This window comes from Anthropogastromicrobium aceti, assembly GCF_020687335.1.
Lineage (GTDB): Bacteria > Bacillota > Clostridia > Lachnospirales > Lachnospiraceae > Anthropogastromicrobium > Anthropogastromicrobium aceti.
The window spans coordinates 1-21160 of record NZ_JAJEQN010000014.1; the positions used below are offsets into that span (position 1 = coordinate 1).

General features: G+C 41.5%; 22 protein-coding genes and 4 tRNA genes. 2 read left to right on the top strand and 24 right to left on the bottom strand.

What is annotated here, in order from left to right:
- Positions 1-2: 2 nt before the first annotated feature.
- The 11 genes from LKD48_RS06970 to rplS all read right to left on the bottom strand — a co-directional run bounded on the left by LKD48_RS06970 (position 3) and on the right by rplS (position 7761).
- A tRNA-Pro gene (locus tag LKD48_RS06970) sits at positions 3-76 on the bottom strand.
- Between the two features lie 7 nt (positions 77-83).
- Positions 84-155: transfer RNA gene (locus LKD48_RS06975), tRNA-Glu, on the bottom strand.
- A gap of 72 nt (positions 156-227) precedes the next feature.
- The gene (locus tag LKD48_RS06980) at positions 228-1379 is read right to left on the bottom strand and encodes a hypothetical protein (RefSeq protein ID WP_308731581.1); all 1152 of its coding nucleotides are present in this window, start codon (positions 1377-1379) and stop codon (positions 228-230) included.
- Positions 1380-1521: 142 nt separating this feature from the next.
- Complete coding sequence (locus tag LKD48_RS06985) at positions 1522-1788, bottom strand: helix-turn-helix domain-containing protein (protein WP_066562318.1); 267 nt, start codon at positions 1786-1788, stop codon at positions 1522-1524.
- Between the two features lie 130 nt (positions 1789-1918).
- The gene (locus LKD48_RS06990; RefSeq protein ID WP_308731582.1) at positions 1919-3679 is read right to left on the bottom strand and encodes a DUF885 family protein; all 1761 of its coding nucleotides are present in this window, start codon (positions 3677-3679) and stop codon (positions 1919-1921) included.
- A 48-nt stretch (positions 3680-3727) separates the two neighbouring features.
- Positions 3728-4576: a peptidoglycan editing factor PgeF gene (gene pgeF / locus LKD48_RS06995; protein ID WP_331466815.1), complete on the bottom strand. Its 849-nt coding sequence runs from the start codon at positions 4574-4576 to the stop codon at positions 3728-3730.
- A 32-nt stretch (positions 4577-4608) separates the two neighbouring features.
- Positions 4609-4956, bottom strand: coding sequence for a YraN family protein (locus LKD48_RS07000; protein WP_118612112.1), 348 nt, complete (start codon positions 4954-4956; stop codon positions 4609-4611).
- The gene (locus tag LKD48_RS07005; protein WP_118612111.1) at positions 4953-5735 is read right to left on the bottom strand and encodes a ribonuclease HII; all 783 of its coding nucleotides are present in this window, start codon (positions 5733-5735) and stop codon (positions 4953-4955) included. The genes LKD48_RS07000 and LKD48_RS07005 overlap by 4 nt, the downstream gene beginning before the upstream one ends.
- A gap of 56 nt (positions 5736-5791) precedes the next feature.
- Entirely contained in the window at positions 5792-6658 is an 867-nt protein-coding gene (gene ylqF, locus LKD48_RS07010) for a ribosome biogenesis GTPase YlqF (RefSeq protein ID WP_118612110.1), read from the bottom strand.
- Positions 6659-6743: 85 nt separating this feature from the next.
- Complete coding sequence (lepB, locus tag LKD48_RS07015; RefSeq protein WP_118612109.1) at positions 6744-7301, bottom strand: signal peptidase I; 558 nt, start codon at positions 7299-7301, stop codon at positions 6744-6746.
- Positions 7302-7413: 112 nt separating this feature from the next.
- Positions 7414-7761 carry a 50S ribosomal protein L19 gene (gene rplS / locus LKD48_RS07020; protein ID WP_066562328.1) on the bottom strand — a complete coding sequence of 116 codons (348 nt, stop codon included), beginning with the start codon at positions 7759-7761 and terminating at the stop codon, positions 7414-7416.
- Positions 7762-8013: 252 nt separating this feature from the next.
- Between rplS and LKD48_RS07025 the strand changes: the two genes are divergently transcribed.
- Positions 8014-8334 carry a DUF1540 domain-containing protein gene (locus LKD48_RS07025; protein ID WP_262537416.1) on the top strand — a complete coding sequence of 107 codons (321 nt, stop codon included), beginning with the start codon at positions 8014-8016 and terminating at the stop codon, positions 8332-8334.
- A gap of 39 nt (positions 8335-8373) precedes the next feature.
- Here the strand turns inward: LKD48_RS07025 and LKD48_RS07030 are convergent, their stop codons facing one another.
- From LKD48_RS07030 to LKD48_RS07060, 7 genes are all read right to left on the bottom strand, one after another.
- On the bottom strand, positions 8374-9189 hold the full coding sequence (locus LKD48_RS07030) for a metal ABC transporter permease (RefSeq protein WP_118612107.1): 816 nt from the start codon (positions 9187-9189) through the stop codon (positions 8374-8376).
- Positions 9186-9905 carry a metal ABC transporter ATP-binding protein gene (locus LKD48_RS07035; RefSeq protein ID WP_308731583.1) on the bottom strand — a complete coding sequence of 240 codons (720 nt, stop codon included), beginning with the start codon at positions 9903-9905 and terminating at the stop codon, positions 9186-9188. The genes LKD48_RS07030 and LKD48_RS07035 overlap by 4 nt, the downstream gene beginning before the upstream one ends.
- Before the next feature lies 1 nt (position 9906).
- Positions 9907-10950, bottom strand: a complete 1044-nt coding sequence (locus LKD48_RS07040) for a metal ABC transporter substrate-binding protein (RefSeq protein WP_308731584.1) — start codon at positions 10948-10950, stop codon at positions 9907-9909.
- A 317-nt stretch (positions 10951-11267) separates the two neighbouring features.
- Positions 11268-12725, bottom strand: coding sequence for an IMP dehydrogenase (gene guaB / locus LKD48_RS07045; RefSeq protein ID WP_227099978.1), 1458 nt, complete (start codon positions 12723-12725; stop codon positions 11268-11270).
- Between the two features lie 44 nt (positions 12726-12769).
- A complete protein-coding gene (locus tag LKD48_RS07050) occupies positions 12770-13294 on the bottom strand; it encodes a DUF6106 family protein (protein WP_308731585.1) in 525 nt (174 codons plus the stop codon).
- 444 nt (positions 13295-13738) lie between these two features.
- Positions 13739-15361: a chaperonin GroEL gene (gene groL, locus LKD48_RS07055; RefSeq protein ID WP_262537404.1), complete on the bottom strand. Its 1623-nt coding sequence runs from the start codon at positions 15359-15361 to the stop codon at positions 13739-13741.
- Between the two features lie 119 nt (positions 15362-15480).
- Positions 15481-15765 (bottom strand): co-chaperone GroES, encoded by a 285-nt coding sequence (locus tag LKD48_RS07060; protein ID WP_118612100.1) that lies wholly within the window; start codon positions 15763-15765, stop codon positions 15481-15483.
- A gap of 367 nt (positions 15766-16132) precedes the next feature.
- On the opposite strand from LKD48_RS07060, the gene LKD48_RS07065 reads away from it, so the two are divergent.
- Positions 16133-16834 carry a hypothetical protein gene (locus LKD48_RS07065; RefSeq protein ID WP_308731586.1) on the top strand — a complete coding sequence of 234 codons (702 nt, stop codon included), beginning with the start codon at positions 16133-16135 and terminating at the stop codon, positions 16832-16834.
- Positions 16835-16872: 38 nt separating this feature from the next.
- On the opposite strand, the gene LKD48_RS07070 is transcribed toward LKD48_RS07065, so the two are convergent.
- The 6 genes from LKD48_RS07070 to LKD48_RS07095 form a co-directional block, all read right to left on the bottom strand.
- Complete coding sequence (locus LKD48_RS07070) at positions 16873-17607, bottom strand: DUF6062 family protein (RefSeq protein WP_066562354.1); 735 nt, start codon at positions 17605-17607, stop codon at positions 16873-16875.
- A 12-nt stretch (positions 17608-17619) separates the two neighbouring features.
- The gene (locus LKD48_RS07075) at positions 17620-19320 is read right to left on the bottom strand and encodes a glutamine--tRNA ligase/YqeY domain fusion protein (protein ID WP_066562356.1); all 1701 of its coding nucleotides are present in this window, start codon (positions 19318-19320) and stop codon (positions 17620-17622) included.
- 133 nt (positions 19321-19453) lie between these two features.
- A tRNA-Thr gene (locus LKD48_RS07080) sits at positions 19454-19526 on the bottom strand.
- 48 nt (positions 19527-19574) lie between these two features.
- Positions 19575-19647, bottom strand: a tRNA-Thr gene (locus LKD48_RS07085).
- Positions 19648-19889: 242 nt separating this feature from the next.
- Entirely contained in the window at positions 19890-20630 is a 741-nt protein-coding gene (gene rlmB / locus LKD48_RS07090) for a 23S rRNA (guanosine(2251)-2'-O)-methyltransferase RlmB (protein WP_118612097.1), read from the bottom strand.
- A gap of 7 nt (positions 20631-20637) precedes the next feature.
- A complete protein-coding gene (locus tag LKD48_RS07095) occupies positions 20638-21132 on the bottom strand; it encodes a Mini-ribonuclease 3 (protein WP_227099982.1) in 495 nt (164 codons plus the stop codon).
- Between the last annotated feature and the right edge of the window lie 28 nt (positions 21133-21160).

Sequence of the window (21160 nt, forward strand, 5' to 3'; positions counted from 1 at the left end):
AATCGAGGCGACAAGATTTGAACTTGCGACCTCTGCGTCCCGAACGCAGCGCTCTACCAAACTGAGCCACACCTCGAGCTAAGCAGCTTGTAGGAGAATCGAACTCCTGTTTTCGCCGTGAGAGGGCGACGTCTTAACCCCTTGACCAACAAGCCTTGCAACGCTGATTATAATATCACACTGCAAGGCTGTTGTCAACCATTTTTTTATTTTTTTTAATTTTTATGTTACCGCTCACGAAATGCCAACACAAAAATCACAGCTACCTGCAATCCCACACTGACAGCCATAAGTGCCGCTAACAGTAAATACCAGAATTTTTCATTTGTTTTATTCTGCTGCAATGTTTTTATAAGTTCTTCTGATATTGACTTTAATATTGACTCATCTGCATTTTCTTCTTTCTGCACTGCTTCTTCTTGCATTTTTTCATACGTTACATCTGCTGTTATAAGATAGCCCTGCGGATCAGACGTATACTGCGCTTTATAACACACCATTGGCAGATCAGGCTGCGCCACGTCTCCTGAATAAATTGCCTGATATCGCGGTACCATTTTGTTTCCTGTTATCCTGACACTTCTCTTCCAGTTTCCTTCCTCGTCCTGCCAGCCATCTCCATACCATTCTATTGACGTGATCTGATTAAATGCACCATCTAAATGATGCTCCTGCATAAATACCGCCTCATAGCCTTCAAACCATGGACTTTCTTCTGTCGCGTAAAAACATTCATCGTTTCTTTGATAAACCCAAGACTCTCCATTCCAGCTGTAAATATCCCACTCCTCAAGAGCACCTTCCTTCCAATCTGCGCCATCCTCTTTTAACTCAATTCTTCCAATTGTTCCATAAAGAGCTTCTCCTGTCACTTCATCTGCTGTCTCTACATCAAGCGTTTCCGAAACTTCCTGCCCTTCCTGACAGCTTAAGTATTTCGTCACATTTTTCAGACGATCTGTCTGCATCCATTCATCTTTGGAAAGTGATGTCAACGTATAGCGGATTCCTGCTTCTTCTATTTCCTGCTCCGGCTCATACGATGCATATGCCCACATTGCTTCACTTTTTTGTATCAGCTGTGTCGTCAGCTCTGTCACCTGATATTCTACATCCTTCATCGCATACCAATCGCCTTGTTTTTCAATTGTTTCGGCAAAAGCATGAGGCGTGTTTGTATCAGACACATATGTATAAGTTTCCGTCCAGATATCATCCCCATCTGACTGACTGACAAGTTCACCTTCCTGTGCTGTTTCTGTAATTTGCACTTCAGGCTGCGAGACTTCTTCAAATGCCTGTACTGCTTCCTGCATGACCATTTGTGCTGTCAACAGTGCCGATACAATCAATACTGTTTTTCTTTGTTTTAGTACCATAAAATTCTCCTTTTCTTTTTCTTTTTTCTCCTCCTTTGTATGTACCAAAAAAGCATCTGCAGACAACCACCGTTTTTATACGGATCAGTTAGTTTTGCTAGATGCTTTTTATCTTATGTATATAAATTTCCTATGCCTGTAATTACTGTGTGTCCTCGCTGTCTTCTTTTTTCAGCGGAACAATTCCAAGCTGATAGCCAAGCGGCTCAAGAAGACGATTCATAGCACGAACGGTCGGCATAATTTTTCCTTTTTCGTAACGGATGATCATCTGACGCGGAACACCTGTGATATCCTCAAGTGATTTCTGGCTCATCTTTGCCTCATCCTTACGAAGTTTCTTATACTCGGCAATCAAACATTCACTGCGCTCTGTTGAACGGTCAAAGCGAGTCTCTTTTTCTTCCATTTTTTGTATTCCTCTTTTCATTTTATTTTTGCTTTTTTCTTTCGTATATTGTAAGTGTAACGCTTATGTTTCTGTTTGTCAAGGCTTTTTTGCGGCAACTCCCGAAGGTGGCTTGGCTATAGATATTGGATTATCCGTGTAACTTTTCGTTAGCCCACTCCATGATATATGACCTTGTAATATCAAATGATGCACCGCCAACTGACAAAAGTTCTGTCACAAATTCATTATGATCAAATGATTCACCAAGCATCTCCTTTACCTCTTCTTCCAGATCGCATATCTGATAATAGCCGATTGAATAGCTAAGAATCGTACCTGGCTCTGCCATACACGCATCATATACATCACGCACATCTTCTGCGCTGTCAAGATAGAAGTAAGTTTCCCACAGATCATATACATCATCAACTGTCCATCCGCCATAATTGATTCCAATATCAGACAAACCCATTAACAGATAACTAAACTCTTGATCCAGAAAAATAACTTCCATCATATCTGGATCAAGTCCCCAGCTATCTAGTGAAAGGCGCGCTGCATATTCTGCCCATCCCTCCTCAAAGCCAATATTTGACACAAAGAAATTGATCGGATGCCACCCCTGCTGTTTTACATAATTAAAAAAGTACAGATGACCAGGATAACCTTCATGCGCCAGCGTTTCATACAAAACTCCAAGATCCGTGCCAAGCGCATCTGGATTTAAGCAAATCTGATTAACATCGTCATGATCCTCCTGAGGTGTCAGATAATATGCCAGTACGCCATCGCTTCGAAGAGCATTTGGAAGCTCCTCTACCTGATAACCAGGATCTGCAATCGGTGCAAAATTTTCCTTTGTATAAACACGAAGCGCATCTAAAATCTCAGATGGTGTTCTTTTTTCAAAGCCATACTCTGAATTCATATAGCCTTCATATATTTCATCATCCTCTAACAGCTCTGAGAATCGTTCCTCACAATCATCAAGCTTGTCATACATATAATCAAACAATTCCTCGGCATCCATAGAAACACCTGCATATGTTTCAATTAGATAATTATAATAATCCTCGCCCTCAGCATATTCAGCAAAGCCTTCCCACTCGTCAAATGTTTCCTGCCACTGTGAAAGCTGCTGTTTAAGCTTTGCAAATGCCGGATTTACAATCTGCTCTACCAATTCTTTGTTTTTTGCCTTAAAATTCGCACGTTCTTCATCAGAAAGAAATGCAGCCTCGTCAAGCTTTTTTTCGAAACCCTCAATAAAAACATTTGTGTTTTTGCCGACAAGCTCATCAATTGCCTCACTATTAACCTGCAGCATATACTTTGACGGGACTAGATCATATTCTGCATACTCATTTGTATACTCAATTGCATAATCAATATAATTTGGAATATCCTGCAAAAATTTTAAATATTCTTCTACATCCTTCTTCTCAATAAACAAATAATTTTGAAAATTATTAGCAAGAGAATTGACAATTCCATTTGACCCGCCAATAAGTGAAGAAAAGTCAAACATGTCCGCATACTTCTCATTCAGATCAATCTGCTCCATAAGCTTATCATACAAGATCTGCTGTTGTCTTGTCAGTTGTGTCTTATCAAATGACCTCAATTCCTTAAGGTCTTCCTCCTGCTGCTTTTCATATGCTTCAATTGCGGCCTCATCATACTCACTGTAATCCATCAATGTATATGAACTTAGTTCAATGCCATAATTTTCTGGATGCTCAAGATAAAAGTGAATTTGAAATGGATTTTCACTGATCCATTGTGCATAAATTCTGTCTAAATAAGCATCAAATGCTTCCTGTGTCTTTTGATCTGCCGCTGCCGGCATACACTGTATAATAAGACTGCATATCAATGATGCTGCCGCCCATTTCATTTGTCTTTTCATAGCTGCCCCTTTCTTTTTGTCATAAGAAATCGACTATACTTTTTACTTTTATTCCCTTATCATTAAAATTGCTGCCAAATTACCTCTTTGCGCCCCCATAATTCTATGAGAGTACAAAAGATCTGGGTTACATCTGGTACAAATATTTGTTACACTGATATTTTGCGGCTGCACGCCAGCCTCCTCTAAAATTATGCGGTTTGCCCGCCACAGATCAAGATAGCTTCTGTCATTTCGTCCTGCATGACATATTGCTTCCATCTGTTTTTTTGAAAATGTTTTTGCAAATTCTTCTACTACTTCTGGTCCTACCTCAAAGCAATCACCGCATATACTCGGTCCGATGGCTGCTATCACATCCTGTGGCTGTGTGCCAAACGCTTCATTCATCGCTTTTAGTGTTTTTTCACCCATGCGTCCCACGGTACCGCGCCATCCGGAATGTGATAATCCAATTGCCTTATTTTTAGGATCTGCAAAATAAAGCGGCACACAATCAGCATAAAATGTTACAAGCGGCAGCCCAGGCTCATTTGTAATTAATCCATCCACATCTGTGTAATCGCGTTCTCTTACCGTTCCCTTTCCGGCATCTTTTTCTGTCACAAGGCGTACATTTGTAGTGTGAGTCTGATGGGACAAGACCACTTTTTTCCAGTCAAAACCCACTGCGTCTCCAAGCCTTTTATAATTCTCTGCAACAATTTTATCTTCTTCTCCGCGTCCAAAACCCAGGTTCATAGACGCAAAGCAGCCACTGCTCACACCGCCAAGTCTTGTAGAGAAGGCATGTGTCAGCCAGGACTGCTTTTTCAATGCTTCAAATTCCAAATAAGGAACTTTATCTTTTTCAATTAACCGCGGGTCTTCTCCCGTACCTTTTCGAATGAGCATCATATTTTGATCTCCTTTTTACACGTACTGATCTATCAGCAAAGAAATGCATCCCTGACAAGCCGAATTTCTTCTCCCAGTATTCCCACTGCATCAAAGCGGCATTTAACACTTTGATATTTTGAATGTGTCAGCAAATAATACTGCGCTGTCCGAATAATTTTTTGCTGCTTTCGTTTATCGACTGCCTCTAACGGATCGCCTGTCTTTTCATTTTTACGGTATTTCACCTCAATAAAGCACAGGCAATCTCGCTCTATTGCAATTATGTCAATCTCTCCGATTCTACACCGATAATTGCGTTCTATTATCTGATACCCTTTCTTTGTCAGATAATCTGAAGCTTTTAATTCATACACGCTTCCGATCTGGCGTTTATTCAATCCTGTTCTCCCTGCCAAAAGGCACTGATAAAGGTTCTTCTGTGGATCGGCACAGGTCCTTTTTTCTTTAACGTTTCAATATGAGCTGCACTTCCATATCCCTTATTGTCTGAAAAGCCATATCCTGGGTAAATTCGATCATACTCGCGCATGATTCGGTCTCTCGTCACCTTTGCGATAATACTGGCAGCTGCAATCGAATAACATTTTGCATCTCCCTTTATAATCGGTGTCTGTGCCACGGTAAGCTTAGGAATACGCACTGCATCTGCAAGCACATGGCCAAGCGGCAGCGTAAGTTGACTTACTGCCTCGCGCATTGCCTCATATGTTGCCTGCAAAATATTGATTTCATCAATTCTTTTTGCATCGACAATTCCTACTCCATAGGATACTGCTTCCTTTAAAATCTGCTCGTAAAGCTGTTCTCTTTTCTTTTCTGAGACCTGCTTTGAGTCGTTGACATACGGAATTTTTCCATCACGCGGCATAATGACAGCTGCCGCCACAACTGGTCCCGCAAGCGGTCCTCGTCCGGCCTCGTCAATTCCGCAGTATATTGTGCTGCCTGCAATCTCACGTTCAAAGTCGATCATCCCCTGAACACGCTCAAGCTCCTTTTTTTCCTTTTCCAAGCGTTTCATAGCCTTTTCTGCAAGAAGCTGCACACTTTTTCTTGGATCTGTACGCAGATTGCTGCAAAGTGCAATCAGCGCCTCTTCGCTGCAATTTTGAAGTTCCTGCGTAATCGCAGCAACTGACTTTTGTTTCCCATCCATGTTCTTTATCCTGTCTTATCCTTCGTTTTTTTGCAGCAAAACATTGTTCTGACTGCTTATGCCTGCTTAGGCACCTCAAGCGAAACCTTTCCAATGCGGCCGCTTCTAAAATCATCAGTAATCTGCGCAGATACCTTATCAAAATCAGTCTCTGCACCCCTCTTTAAACAACCTCTCTGTCTGGCAATATTTTCCATCCAGAGTACTATTTCATTGTCGCGCTCATCATCTGGCTGCGGCACTGCCCCGTAGCGTGCTTCAAACAGCTGATTGTAATTCGCCTTTCCATATGAAAGCAAATGGTAGGCAATTTCCTGCATATTAAGTACTTCATCGCTGATTGAACCCACACAGGCAAGCTTCATTCCGATTGCCTCATCATCAAACTTAGGCCACAAAATACCTGGCGTATCAAGAAGCTCAAGCTGTTTGTCGATCTTGATCCACTGGTTTCCACGCGTAACACCTGGCTTATTTCCTGTCTTTGCAGCTGTCTTTCCTGCAAGTGAATTAATAAATGTAGATTTTCCTACATTAGGAATACCTACAACCATGGCGCGGATCGGACGATTTAAAATTCCCTTGCGGCGATCACGCTCAATCTTTTCCTGACATGCAATTTTCACACCATCAACGACAGCTTTTTTGAAATTTGTTTTTCTTGCATCAAGACGAATTGGTGTGATGCCCTTCTTTCTAAAATAATCCATCCAGGCAAGTGTCGCCTGATCATCTGCCAAATCTGCCTTGTTCAAAAAAATCATTCTTGCTTTTCCAGCTGCAAGTTTATCAATATCGGGATTTCGTCCTGCCAAAGGTGCTCTCGCATCTGTTAGTTCCATAACAAGATCAACTAATTTCAGATCCTCCTGCATAGCACGGCGTGCCTTTGTCATATGTCCCGGATACCACTGTATCTGCATAGTTTATCAAACCTTTCTTTTCTTTCTGAACAGCTTCGCTGTTTTCAGTATAACTCATTTTGCTGTTTGCGGTCAATCCAATTCTCTATAAAAGATGGAATGAAAGAAATGACTCTCCCACAAACCAAACCTTTCCCACAATCTGATCCTTTGATACCATACCAATATCTTCTGATCTGCTGTCTTCACTATAAACTGCATTATCTCCCAAAACAAAATATTCGTTTTCTCCAACTGTCAGTTCATCTGAAGCTGTTCCTGCATAGATCAGATCCTTACTATATTCATTCGCCTGCTCACACAAAGTTCCATTTATATAAATCATTCCTTCTTTAATGTTTATGCGATCACCCGGACATGCAATGATACGCTTGATTTGAAGCTCATCGCTGTCTTTGATCTGAAATGCAATTACATCAAACTGCTTCGGTGAAACAAAACGATACTGTATTTTATTTAGTAACAGCAGACTTTTTTCTGCGACTGCCGGTTCCATAGAATGACCCTTCATCTGCATTGGAAATGCCAAAAACAGATAAACAAACAGCGCCAGTATAATTAGAAGCGCTGTATTTGCCAATCCGCTCACAATACGCCACGGCAGGCTCTTTTTCTTTTGTTTTCCCAACGATACTGCTTTCATCTATCTGTACCTCTATTTAATCCCAAACAAAATCTAACTGACCGTCTCTCTTAAAGTCAAAAAGGAGAGGTCATACATATTGTATAGGCCCCTCCTTTGTATAGGTTCGTTATTACTTTACGATTTCCTTAACCTTAGCGCTCTTTCCTACTCTCTGTCTTAAGTAGTTCAGCTTTGCTCTGCGTACCTTACCCTTGCGTACAACTTCGATTCTCTCTACTGCTGGAGAGTGTACCGGCCAGGTCTTCTCTACACCAACACCGTTGGATGACTTTCTTACAGTGAAGGTCTCACGGATTCCGCCGTTCTGTCTCTTTAAAACAGTACCTTCGAACATCTGGATTCTTTCCTTCTCACCCTCGCGGATCTTAGCGTATACTCTTACGGTATCGCCTACGTTAAACTGATCAACATGCTCCTTTAACTGAGCCTTCTCAATGCTTTCAATAATGCCACTCATAGTGTGCCTCCTTATACTAATACGGATGTTCATAATACACGCAGTAACAGCGGACCATCTCTAAAATCACAACAGAGATACTTTATCATATTGCTCACAAAAAAGCAAGCTGTTTTTTCTTTTTTTCGCATGTTTTTTCTTTTTTTGCAGATACTGTCCATAAGCTTTTATTTGGAATGAATTGAAATGCCATTTTTTCGCTAATCAGTATCCAGATGAAAGTCTCACACAAATTATAAGGAGATTTCTATTATGACAAATTGTACCTGTACCGTTACAGAATGTAAGCATAACGACGATCACTGCTGCTGCAAATCAGAAATTCTTGTTAATACAGACTCAAAGAATGACTGCTCATGCGGCTGCACATGCTGTGCAAGCTTTGACCAAAAAACTTCCGATTCTTTTAAAAACAGCACACAGACACCAAATCCTGCTTTAAAAATTGGCTGCAATGCTGTTCAGTGCATCCACAATGAAAACCATTTATGTCAGGCAGAATCAGTGGCAATCAATGGAATGAATACACAATCAGGCAATCATACAGAATGTGCAACGTTTCAGGCCAGATAATTATAAAAGCACATGAAAAAGGCGCCTCGGCGCCTTTTATTATTTTCCACGAATTTTCTGGATTGCAGTCACAATCAATAGTACACAAAGATTTACAAGCACAATGCTTGCACCAGTCGGTGTTGAAAGTAAAAATGAAATCACTAGGCCAAGTAAGAAGTCTATTACTGCTGTGATTGCTGCTGCAATAATAACACCGCTAAAGCTTCTTTGAAGACGCATTGCTATAAGTGCCGGAAAAATAATAAGGCTTGAAATCAGCATTGCTCCCATCATTCGCATGCCAAGGGTGATCGTCACTGCTGTAAGAACAGACAAAAGTGCATTAAAACGGCCAACAGGAATGCCAGATGCCTTTGAAAAATTCTCATCAAATGTAATAGAAAAAATACGGCTGTAAAATAAAATAAACAGTGCCAAAACAATAACACATAAAACTATACTTATCATGACATCCTGCTCATTCATAACGAGAATACTTCCAAACATGTAGCTTGAAACATCTGTGTTGATACCAGTTGTCAAAGCTGTGACCGTGATGCCTATTGCAAGTGCTGATGAAGATACTACGGCAATGGCCGCATCATTTTTCATATGCGCGTTCTCACGAATCCTAAGCAGACAAAATGAGGCAATAATAACAATCGGAATAGAAATCCAAAGCGGAGATACACCTAATGCAACTGCAACTGATAAAGCCCCAAATGACACATGGGACAGACCATCTCCAATCATAGAATAATGTTTAAGCACAAGGCATACACCAAGAAGCGCCGCACAAAGCGACACAAGCACACCTACTATCAGTGCTCTTTGAATAAATGGATATTGAAACATCGTAATAATCAGATTCATTTTTCTTCTTCCTCTCTGAAAGCCGTTCCAAGCATACGCTTTCCCTCTTCACTTGCACAGTACTCTCTGCGCGTTCCAAAAAAGTAGCCTTGCGGACCAATATGAAGAACTTTATCTGCATATGGAAGTGCTCCTGCAATATCATGTGTTACCATAACAATAGCCGTATGCTCTTTTTTGTTAAGCTTTTCCAAAATCTCATACAGTTCACGTGTAACTGCCGGATCAAGTCCTGTGACTGGCTCATCTAAAATCAAAAGACTTTCCGTTGCACAAAGCGCTCTTGCAATCAGCACGCGCTGCTGCTGACCTCCTGATAATTCACCAAATGATCTTGATGCCAAATTTTCAAGTTCAAGATGACGCATCTGTCTTCTTGCCTTTTCCTTATCTTCTTTTGAATAGAAAAAGCGGCCTTTTCTTGTACTTAGACAGCCTGATAAAATCACCTCCCAGACAGTTGCCGGGAAATCTTTTTGTGAGCTTGTCTGCTGCGGCAGATATCCAATTACATGGTTTAAAATTTCCTTTCCATAATTTACCTGACCGCTTCCTGCCGGAATCAGACCTAGTAAACCTTTTATCAATGTGGATTTTCCAGAGCCATTTTCTCCTACCACACAAACATACTCACCTTCCTGAACCTGAAATGACAGATCTTTAATGACCTGCTGGTTTTCGTATCCAAATGATACTTTTTTACATTCAAACAGCATTTTACTGTAATCCTTTCTTTAAATTTTCTGCATTTTGTCTCATCAACTCCACATAAGTCACACCTTCCTGCAGCTGCTTTGAAGTCACAGTATGGCATGAATGAAGTTCTAATATCTCAACGCCTGTTGCTTCCTGTATCATCTGAGCTGTCTTTGTATTTCCCATCTCAACATGATAAATTGCTTTTATATTTTCAGATTGTATCTCTTCTATTAAGGATGCTATGACTCTAGCTGACGGCTCCGTATCTCCGGCGCAACCAGCAAATGCAGCATCATAATCTAAACCAAATTCCTGTGTAAAATATAAAAATGGGAATCGATCAGCAAATAGAATTTTCTTCACACGTGCATTGTCTACAATTTCCTCTATTTCAGACTGCACATCTGCAATCTGTTCGCGATAAGCCGCTGCATTATCGCGAAACTGTTTCTCGTGCTCAGGATCTGCCTCACAAAAAATCTCCTCAATAGCTGATACAAGAAGCTGCGCATTTTCAAGTGAAGTCCATATATGCTCATCATATTCATCATGATGATGTTCATCTTCTTCATCATGATCATGCTCCTCTTCTTCGTCATGGTCTTCGTCTTCATCGTGGTCATGTGAATGACCTGTTGTTTTCATACTTTTTGTATGCGCCTCTTCTAGCAGATCTACTGTCTCTATTCCCTGAAAGGTGATTCCATGACTGCGCGGAACTGCTTCTAACACCTCTTCTACCCACGTTTCCATCTCACCGCCATTGTAAAGAAAAATATCAGCCGACTGAAGCGCAAGAAGATCCTGTGCTGTAGGTTCAAAACTGTGGCTGTCGCGTCCAGGCGGCAGCAACAGTGTCACATCCAAATATTCACCTCCAATTGCTCTGGCAAAATCATAATAGGGAAATACCGTTGCGACAACTGAAATTTTGTGTGATGCTTCTGATGGATCAGACACATCTGCATTTATATCTTTTACTTTATTACAACCAGCAGCCATAGATACTGTCACAAGCAAAACAGCCAATATCCATTTGCATTTACCTGTTAATTTTCGCATTTTGTTTTCCTTCCATATATACTTAATATACTTATCATCAGTATAATTCGATGATTAAATAATTATTTAATTCCCCAAACACGCAGCAAGGCCGCCGTTTTCACGGCAGCCTTGTGTATGTTTTCTTCTTTTTTTTATGAATTGATACTTACGAATTGCTCCGTTGCTACGCAACTCTCGCAATTCTAAAAACATTCGGATTCGCTGATTTTCCTTGAAAATCGCTACATCCTCATGTTTTAACAGGTCTCAAGGTCACAAGCCTCTTCATGCAAGCATGATCAGCTTGTGGCTTTTCGACCCTAGTATCACTCAGTTTATAAGCTTACGCTGCTGTAGTTTGGTGCCTCTTTGGTGATCTGAATATCATGCGGATGACTTTCCTTTAAGGAAGCGGCACTGATCTTAACGAACTTGCCAGTCTCCTGCAGTGTCTTGATATTCTTTGCACCACAGTAGCCCATACCGGAACGAATACCACCAACTAACTGGAAGATGGTATCTTCTACTGTTCCCTTGTATGCAACACGTCCTTCTACACCTTCCGGAACAAGCTTCTTTGCCTCTGTCTGGAAATAACGATCCTTAGAACCATTCTCCATAGCAGCAATGGAACCCATTCCACGGTAAACCTTATACTTTCTTCCCTGATACAGCTCAAACTCACCCGGTGCCTCATCACAGCCTGCAAACATACTTCCCATCATGCAGACACTTGCACCTGCAGCTAAAGCCTTTGTCATATCACCAGAATACTTGATACCGCCATCTGCGATGATCGGCACACCATATGGCTTTGCAGCCTCATAGCAGTCCATAACAGCAGAAACCTGCGGAACACCAATACCAGCAACCACACGTGTGGTACAAATAGAACCTGGTCCAATACCAATCTTAACAGCATCTGCTCCTGCCTCGATCAGTGCCTTTGTTGCCTCTCCTGTTGCTACGTTACCAACGATAACCTGCAGATCAGGATAAGCTGCCTTGATCTCCTTTAAGGTAGTGATGATGTTCTTAGAATGACCATGTGCAGAATCGATTACGATACAATCTACTTTTGCATTTACGAGAGCTGTTACGCGATCCATAACATTCTTTGTGATACCAACAGCTGCACCACACAGAAGACGTCCCTGCTCGTCCTTTGCAGACAGCGGATACTTGATCTGCTTCTCAATATCCTTAATGGTGATCAGACCCTTTAAGTTGAAATCATCATCAACGATCGGAAGCTTCTCTACTCTTGCCTTAGCCAGAATCTTCTTTGCTTCTGCAAGGGTAACACCCTCTTTTGCAGTTACAAGATTCTTGCTTGTCATGACTTCACGAATTTTACGGGAGAAATCCTCTTCGAACTTTAAATCACGGTTTGTGATAATGCCGACAAGCTTTCTGCCCTCAGTGATCGGCACACCTGAGATACGGAACTTTGCCATCAGTGCATTGGCATCCTCGAGAGTATGCTCCGGGGAAAGGTAGAACGGATCTGTAATAACGCCATACTCAGAACGCTTTACCTTATCAACTTCCTCAGCCTGTGCTTCAATAGACATGTTCTTGTGGATAATACCGATACCACCCTGACGCGCAATGGCAATTGCCATACGATGCTCTGTAACAGTGTCCATACCAGCACTCATCATCGGGATATTTAACTGAATCTTTTTTGTTAAATGCGTTGTTAAATCAATCATGTTAGGAGTTACCTCAGAATACTGAGGAACCAACAGGACATCATCAAACGTGATGCCATCACCAATAATCTGACTCATGTCTACTATACCTCTCTCTTTGTCTTTAAAATGTATTTAAGTTATTAGTTCTTTGCCGTGATATTCTGCTCAATAATCACCTTTCTCGGCGCGGCACTCTTCATGCATTTGAGAAGATTATCATTTGGCTCGATAACATATACGAACTTGCCATTCTCATCAGAGTAAGCAATTCCGTAGGTGTTGGCATCAGCCTTTCCTGATGAAAAGTCTACTACCTTCACCTGATTGTTACCTTTGATGTAATCGAATTCATGTGACTTCATGGAAGCCATTTTTTCGATTTTCTGGATGTCCAGCTTCTTCATACGCTTGCGTGTGCGCTGTGAAAGAATACGGTCAATTGCCAGCTCATTTGTGACAAATACATATTCATACTCAACATGCAGACGCGCGCTTCCAAAGTAAGCTGCTGCAGCAGCGGCTAACAGAGCGACAAATCCAAACGGACTAATCACACTAGCATAAAACCCAATCAGAAACAGCAAAACGATACCAATATAAAATGGAACCGTAAGCGGAGACTTCTTGCGCTTTACGAGCCACTCGGCATAAATATCATTATTCATACCTTCTCTCCTTTCATCCCGCCTTGTGGCATGGGAGATATTTAAATTATTATATATTACTTTGATGGATTTTAAAAGACCTTTTTTCAACTTTTTGTTTTTTTAAGGAATTTTTGTAGAAAGATACCGAAGGAATGGGCGGAATCTGTCGATTTGCAGAGCAAAGCGCTGTTTTCGAAAACTATTGGGCGGATTGTTTTCCTCATGATTGGGCGGTTCCTAAAAAGACAGGGAGTCCCCCGTGCAAGCACGGGTACTCCCTGTCTTTTTGTAACCTGGTATTCAGCTCTCCCGCGCTGTCTCATGCGCAAAATCGCCCTATCGGGCTTACTCGCTGCTTCGCAGCTATTTTGCTTATGAGGCGGCGCTCCTTTCTAGCACAACCTTCAGAAAAAACATGCAAGCATGTTTTATTCTGAACGCGTGCTAGAATGAGCTGTTTTATCACATCATTCCGCCCATGCCTGCGCCTGCCGGTGCTGCCGGGGTTTCTTCTTTAATGTTTGCTACTACAGACTCTGTTGTCAGTAATGTAGAAGCTACGCTTGTTGCATTCTGCAGTGCGCTTCTTGTTACCTTTGCCGGATCAAGGATACCTGCCTCGATCATATCTACATAAGTCTCATTGTAAGCATCATAGCCTACGCCATCCTTTGCCTCACGGACATTGTTGATGATAACAGCGCCCTCAAGACCTGCGTTGCTTGCGATATGGAACAGTGGAGCCTCAAGTGCCTTCATGATGATCTTTGCACCTGTCTTCTCGTCTCCCTCAAGGGAAGCAACCAACTCGGCAACCTTCTTGGATGCCTCAATATATGCAGTACCGCCACCTGCAACGATACCCTCTTCTACAGCTGCTCTTGTTGCATTTAATGCATCTTCCATACGCAGCTTGCATTCCTTCATTTCTGTCTCAGTTGCTGCACCTACACGGATTACTGCTACTCCGCCTGCTAACTTTGCAAGACGCTCCTGCAGCTTTTCCTTGTCAAACTCTGATGTAGTCTCAGCGAGCTGACCCTTAATCTGACCAATTCTTGCCTCGATATCTGCCTTCTGTCCGCAGCCATCTACGATAACTGTGTTCTCTTTCTGAACCTTTACAGACTTTGCACGTCCAAGCATATCAATAGTGGTATCCTTTAACTCGTAGCCAAGATCAGAAGAAATTACAGTACCGCCAGTCAGAATTGCGATATCCTGCAGCATTTCCTTTCTGCGATCACCATAACCCGGAGCCTTTACACCTACTACCTGGAAGGTTCCTCTTAACTTGTTTACAATAAGTGTGGTCAATGCCTCACCCTCGATATCCTCAGCGATGATTAACAGCTTTGCTCCTGCCTGAACGATCTGCTCCAGTAATGGAAGGATCTCCTGAATGTTGGAAATCTTCTTATCGGTAATCAGGATATATGGATTATCTAAAACTGCTTCCATCTTCTCCATATCAGTTGCCATGTATGCAGATACATAACCTCTGTCAAACTGCATACCTTCTACAAGATCCAGCTCTGTCTTCATGGTCTTGGACTCCTCGATAGTGATAACACCATCCTTAGAAACCTTCTCCATTGCATCTGCAACCATCTCACCTACAGACTCATCTGCTGCGGAAATTGCTGCTACCTTTGCCATCTGTGCTTTTCCTGAAATCGGCTGGCTCATTCTTGCGATCTCTTCTACTGCTGCGTCAGATGCCTTCTTCATACCTTTTCTTAAAACGATCGGGTTTGCACCTGCTGCCAGGTTCTTCATACCTTCATTGATCATTGCCTGAGCAAGTACGGTAGCTGTTGTGGTACCATCACCAGCAACATCATTTGTCTTTGTTGCAACTTCCTTAACAAGCTGTGCACCCATGTTCTCGAATGCGTCCTCAAGCTCAATCTCCTTTGCGATAGTAACACCATCGTTTGTGATTAACGGAGTACCGTAGGACTTATCCAGAACAACATTTCTTCCTTTCGGTCCGAGGGTTACTCTAACGGTATCTGCCAGTTTATTTACACCAGCCTCTAAGGCTGCTCTTGCTTCTGCGCCATATTTAATTTCCTTAGCCATGATTTTGTTCCTCCTGATACTATTTCAATTCTTTTCAATCCACACAATACAAGTTTTCAACTCGCATCAAATCAATCATCTTTGACCAAATTATTTAATTTAAGATCTACTACAGATAATTATTCAACAATTGCAAGAATATCACTCTGCTTTACAATAATGTAGGTCTCATCCTCAAGCTTTACCTCTGTTCCGGCATACTTGGAGTAGATAACAGTCTGACCAACCTTTACCTGCATGGTTACTTCCTTGCCATCAACAACTCCGCCTGGACCAACTGCGATGATCTGTGCCTGCTGTGGCTTCTCTTTCTCAGAACCTGGAATAACAATACCAGACTTTGTAGTGGTTTCTGCTGCGACCTGCTTTAATACAACTCTGTCACCTAAAGGTACTAACTTCATAATGGAAACCTCCTTAATAATTAACACTATACTTTATTATAGTTTTTATTTTCTTATCTTATGTCTTATTGCTAGCACTCATTTCATCTGAGTGCTAATTATGACATTGTTTATAATAATGATTTTGGCAAAATATTGCAACCTTGTATACGGCTATATATTAGTATTTATCTTTATTTTTCTCTTGTTTTCTTTGTTTTTCTATCGTTTTTCTATTATTTTCTTTTCTTATACAAAAATTACATTTTGTCTTTCCATTTTGTTCAAAATAGAGTATACTAGTCATGACATCCCGATGATACCAGACAATAAAGTTGTGAATCCTTAGTATCATTGGCAAAAATTTTGTGAAAGAAAGGAGTTTGCTATGGCTGATTTTATGAAGAAAGTGACCAAGCTGGCACTCAAGAGCGCTGCTGTATGTGCAGGAGTTGCAGCAAGTGCCGCTCTGCTGCATAAGTACGTGAAGATCCAGTCAAATTGCAGCGAATGCGGACCTAGCGAAGATGATTTTGATGAAGACAGAAACGAGGATGACACCACGAAAAACGTGGATGAGGCTGCAAACACAGCATCTGAAGAAGAGTCTGATGCAATTTCTTCCGATGAGGCAACTGATTCCTCTAGCCGTCGATATATCAATATTCATGTAACTGGAAAAAACAGCGATGTAGACATCAATATTGATAAGGGACAGCTTTTAGACGACGCCGCAAAGCTTGTTGCTGATGCAGCTCACCTTACAAAAAATCTGCGTCCAGGTTCTCACAGTGACAAGAAGGCTGATGAAAACAAATGTGAAGAAACTACAGAAGAACAAGCAAAGGACGATGATTCTAATTTCCATTTTAAACACATGAATGCTGACAGTGATATCGCAGATCTTGACATTGAAGATCTTAGTGTCGATATTGACGAAGATCTTAGTGAGGGTGTTTCTGATCTGTATGAAATGGACGGTGTTTCTGATGAAGATGCTGCTGTCGATACTAAACCACTTCACGAGGATGATGTTAATCCAGAAAAAACAAAAGAAGAAGATTCTGTTAATTCTTCTATCCATCTTTAAAAATCAAAAAAACGGCCGGTTTCCCGGTCGTTTTTTTGTCAGTCTTTTTTCTTTTTGTCATCCATCTCCATGATGCCGTTTGTTTTAATCATTGCTCTCGGAATTGAATCCTTGGAGTTTTTCCAAGGTGCATCTTTAAATCGATAATCAAACTTATCTGCAAACCAGTCAAGTTCTTCTGCAAGACGCTTCATATTGTCCAGATACAGCTTTCCTGTAATTTCTGTAAACTCGTCAAGCTCCTTCTGATTAAGACATTTCGCACCTTCCTTTAACAGATCACCATAATGCTCAGTACAAAAACCCTTTCCCTTTGCGTACAGCTCTCTAAATGCAGCGTCACTCTTCCAAGTTGCTACTACAGTATGCAGATAACGCTCGAAGGTGTTATTTATACGATCACAAATAAAACATGACTTATTTAACTCATCAATATAATCTGTTAACGGATTGCTTGTCTCCTTCTTAAAGAAGGATGCCTTTTTGGGCGGCATCTTCATGCGCTTTTCAATTTCTTTGTTTGTACGGTCGATGTGTGTCTTTAAGACTAATGCAAGACCAAGCTTATTATTCTGATCAAATACCATCTTCATGTGTGCCTTACAAAATCCCATTCGATCTGTCTCCATGCGGATATCATCCTCCATGTAGCTAGGACCCATGGTAAATTCGACTGCATTATTTTCAAGAATTGTCTTCATAGCGCAGATAGGACACTCACTGTCCATCGCAAACGCATCGTTAATCGGAATCGTATACAGTTTTTCTTTCATGCCGTCTGCTCCTTATTTTGGCAGCTTAAAGCTTGACTTTAATGAAACAATGCGGTTAAATACCGGCTTTCCTTCCTCGGAATCCTTGCAGTCTACGCAGAAAAAGCCATTGCGCACAAACTGGAAGCTGTCGTAAGCCTTTGCATCCTTTAAAGATGGCTCCAGCACACAATCCTTTAATACGGTTAAAGAGTTCGGATTAAAGTTTAATGTGCCATCTTCATTGAGCTTACCTTTTTCCTCGTCTACTAAGTTCTCATACAGACGAACCTCAGTGTGGAATGCAGTCTTCGCTGCTACCCAATGAATAGTTCCCTTTACCTTTCTGCCATCCGGGCTGTTTCCGCCCTTTGATGCCGGGTCGTAAGTTCCATGAACCTCAACTATATTGCCATTTTCGTCCTTAACACAGCCTGTACACTTTACAAAATAAGCATTCATCAGACGAACCTCATTGCCAGGGAACATACGGAAATACTTCTTTGGCGGCTCCTCCATGAAATCATCCGCCTCAATGTAAAGCTCTCTGCCAAACGGAATTGTTCTGCTTCCAAGCTCTGGGTTTTCAAGGTTATTGACAACATCAAGTTCTTCCATCTGATCCTCTGGGTAGTTATCAATGATTAACTTAATTGGATTCAGTACTGCCATAACTCTTGAACGCTTAAGCTTTAAGTCCTCACGGATACAATATTCAAGCATTGCATAATCAACAGAAGAATTTGCCTTTGCCACACCACAAAGATCAACAAACATGCGGATAGACTCTGGTGTAAATCCACGTCTTCTGAGTGCACTGATTGTAACAAGACGCGGATCATCCCATCCATCTACTACGCCGTCTTCTACGAGCTTTTTAATATAGCGCTTTCCAGTAACAACATTAGTCAGATACAGCTTTGCAAACTCGATCTGCTTTGGCGGCATAACAAACTCACACTCTTTTACAACCCAGTCATACAGCGGACGATGATCCTCAAACTCCAAAGTACAGATAGAATGAGTAATGTGCTCAATTGCATCCTCGATTGGGTGAGCAAAATCGTACATCGGGTAGATGCACCACTTATCTCCAGTATTATGATGAGTCAGATGAGCCACACGATAGATAACAGGATCTCTCATATTCATGTTCGGGGAAGCCATGTCAATCTTTGCACGAAGTACCTTCTCTCCGTCTGCATACTTGCCGTTTTTCATCTCCTCAAACAGCTGCAGATTTTCCTCTACGCTTCTGTTGCGATATGGGCTCTCCTTACCTGGTTCAGTCAAGGTTCCTCTGTACTCGCGAATCTGCTCTGCTGTCAGATCACAAACAAATGCCTTTCCCTTCTTAATCAGGAATACGGCATACTCATACATCTGATCAAAATAATCTGATGCAAAAAACAGTCTGTCCTCAAAATCAGCACCAAGCCACTTTACATCCTCGGTGATAGACTTAACAAACTCAGTCTTTTCCTTTGTTGGATTTGTATCATCAAAACGCAGGTTGAACTTGCCATTATATTCCTTTGCCAGTCCACTGTTCAATAAAATAGACTTTGCATGTCCAATGTGCAGATAGCCATTTGGCTCCGGTGGAAATCTTGTCTGAACGTGGTCATAAGTTCCCTCCGCTAAATCCTTATCGATGATCATCTCTATAAAATTTTTTGAGACTGTCGTCTTTTCTTCTTTGTTTTCTTCCAGGACGATGTCTTTATTCTCCATAGTCTTCCTCCTTTAATTAAGCGCAATGCCCTTATCTACTAGGATATGTCAAAGGTCTTTAAATGTCAACCTTTTCTTTCTGATTTCAATGTATCAAAAAGGCCTTCTGATCTCTCAGAAAGCCTTGTCAAAAAGCTGATGACGGGACTCGGACCCGTGACCTCCTCATTACCAATGAGGTGCGCTACCACCTGTGCCACATCAGCTTATATTCTTTTTTCAATAAATCTTTGATCTCTCAAAAACTTATCGAAAGCTGATGACGGGACTCGGACCCGTGACCTCCTCATTACCAATGAGGTGCGCTACCACCTGTGCCACATCAGCTTGTTTGCCGAACTTTATTTCGCTCGACACGCACTACTATACTACTTTCCGAATGTTTTGTCAACACCTTTTTTAAGTTTTTTTATTTTTATTAAAAAAGACATCAATTTAGCTCTCCGACTATACAAAGAGCTAAATTGTGTCAAAATTCGTGCTATCTGCTCATGTTATTTCAACTCACAGTCGGTATTTTTACGGAGTCTGACATGTCGAAAATAGTTTGATCAAAAACATCGTATGCTTTAAAAGCGTCTCTGTCTTACAATCTCGTATGCCAGAACACCCATAGCTACAGATGCGTTTAATGAATCGATGTCACCCTTCATTGGGATAGAGGCAACCATATCACAATGTTCCTTTACAAGTCTTGATACACCTTCTCCTTCATTTCCAATGACAAGACCGATAGGTCCCTTCAAATTAAGGGAATACATTTCCTCGCCGTCCATATCTGCACAGACAAACCACATTCCCTCTTTCTTTAAGTCTTCCATTACAGTAACAAGATTTGTTACTTTTGCAACAGGCGTATAATTCACTGCACCTGCAGAGGTACGTGCAACTGTCGCTGTTAAACCAACTGCTCTGCGCTTTGGAATGATTACACCATGTGCACCTGCCTGATTTGCAGTACGAATGATAGCACCTAAATTGTGCGGATCTTCAATCCCATCAAGAAGCACAATAAACGGTGCCTCACCCTTTTTCTTTGCATTCTCTAAAATATCAGAGACCTCTGCGTACTCACATGCTGCACAATATGCAATCACGCCCTGATGATTCTTAGTCTCAGACAGCTGATCAAGACGCTCCTTCTTTACATACTGCACCATCGTATCCTGCTTCTTTGCTTCACGCAGGATCGTCTTTACAGGTCCGTCCTGACAGCCATCAAGTACAAACAGTCTGTCAACAGTTTTTCCGCTTCGAAATGCTTCAAGAACCGCATTTCGGCCCTCTGTTAATGATTCATGATATCCCATATTTTCTTTATTCCTTCGTCCTTTCTTCTTTCTGATGCAGCTTCTCTTTTTCTGGTGCTTCGACGCACAGCACACCTGTGCGCACAAAGCCCTCTGAAAGAAGATCAAGCAAACGCTCCATCTCACCATTTAAATACAGATAACCACAAAGTGCCTCTAATCCAGTTGCATGACGATAATCAGACATCGTTGCATTCTTTGCTTTTGTAAAAGATCTTGCATTACGACCTCTGCGGTAAGCAGATGTCTCTTCCTCTGTCAAAAGCGGTGCAATTGCAAATGCAATCGCGGCCTGTGAAGAGGCACGGCAGACATTGCTTGCCTGCTTGTTTAATTTATCAACCTGTGTATTTCCGTAGCTTACAAAAATCGTGCGGACAATCATATCGTAAATCCCATCGCCAATATAAGCAAGCACCAAAGGTGAATATTCCTTTGCAGGCATCTGCTTTAATAAAAATTTCTGTTGGATCTGTTCAAGCAGCTGCTGATTTTGTTCCATGTATTTCCTCTTTCTATATCTTTCTGAT

Coding starts and splice junctions, on each gene's coding strand:
- LKD48_RS06980 (WP_308731581.1), bottom strand. CDS start 1,379: ATGGTACTAAAACAAAGAAAAACAGTATTGATTGTATCGGCACTGTTG.
- LKD48_RS06985 (WP_066562318.1), bottom strand. CDS start 1,788: ATGGAAGAAAAAGAGACTCGCTTTGACCGTTCAACAGAGCGCAGTGAA.
- LKD48_RS06990 (WP_308731582.1), bottom strand. CDS start 3,679: ATGAAAAGACAAATGAAATGGGCGGCAGCATCATTGATATGCAGTCTT.
- pgeF (WP_331466815.1), bottom strand. CDS start 4,576: ATGATGCTCATTCGAAAAGGTACGGGAGAAGACCCGCGGTTAATTGAA.
- LKD48_RS07005 (WP_118612111.1), bottom strand. CDS start 5,735: ATGGATGGGAAACAAAAGTCAGTTGCTGCGATTACGCAGGAACTTCAA.
- ylqF (WP_118612110.1), bottom strand. CDS start 6,658: ATGCAGATACAGTGGTATCCGGGACATATGACAAAGGCACGCCGTGCT.
- lepB (WP_118612109.1), bottom strand. CDS start 7,301: ATGAAAGCAGTATCGTTGGGAAAACAAAAGAAAAAGAGCCTGCCGTGG.
- rplS (WP_066562328.1), bottom strand. CDS start 7,761: ATGAGTGGCATTATTGAAAGCATTGAGAAGGCTCAGTTAAAGGAGCAT.
- LKD48_RS07025 (WP_262537416.1), top strand. CDS start 8,014: ATGACAAATTGTACCTGTACCGTTACAGAATGTAAGCATAACGACGAT.
- LKD48_RS07030 (WP_118612107.1), bottom strand. CDS start 9,189: ATGAATCTGATTATTACGATGTTTCAATATCCATTTATTCAAAGAGCA.
- LKD48_RS07035 (WP_308731583.1), bottom strand. CDS start 9,905: ATGCTGTTTGAATGTAAAAAAGTATCATTTGGATACGAAAACCAGCAG.
- LKD48_RS07040 (WP_308731584.1), bottom strand. CDS start 10,950: ATGCGAAAATTAACAGGTAAATGCAAATGGATATTGGCTGTTTTGCTT.
- guaB (WP_227099978.1), bottom strand. CDS start 12,725: ATGAGTCAGATTATTGGTGATGGCATCACGTTTGATGATGTCCTGTTG.
- LKD48_RS07050 (WP_308731585.1), bottom strand. CDS start 13,294: ATGAATAATGATATTTATGCCGAGTGGCTCGTAAAGCGCAAGAAGTCT.
- groL (WP_262537404.1), bottom strand. CDS start 15,361: ATGGCTAAGGAAATTAAATATGGCGCAGAAGCAAGAGCAGCCTTAGAG.
- LKD48_RS07060 (WP_118612100.1), bottom strand. CDS start 15,765: ATGAAGTTAGTACCTTTAGGTGACAGAGTTGTATTAAAGCAGGTCGCA.
- LKD48_RS07065 (WP_308731586.1), top strand. CDS start 16,133: ATGGCTGATTTTATGAAGAAAGTGACCAAGCTGGCACTCAAGAGCGCT.
- LKD48_RS07070 (WP_066562354.1), bottom strand. CDS start 17,607: ATGAAAGAAAAACTGTATACGATTCCGATTAACGATGCGTTTGCGATG.
- LKD48_RS07075 (WP_066562356.1), bottom strand. CDS start 19,320: ATGGAGAATAAAGACATCGTCCTGGAAGAAAACAAAGAAGAAAAGACG.
- rlmB (WP_118612097.1), bottom strand. CDS start 20,630: ATGGGATATCATGAATCATTAACAGAGGGCCGAAATGCGGTTCTTGAA.
- LKD48_RS07095 (WP_227099982.1), bottom strand. CDS start 21,132: ATGGAACAAAATCAGCAGCTGCTTGAACAGATCCAACAGAAATTTTTA.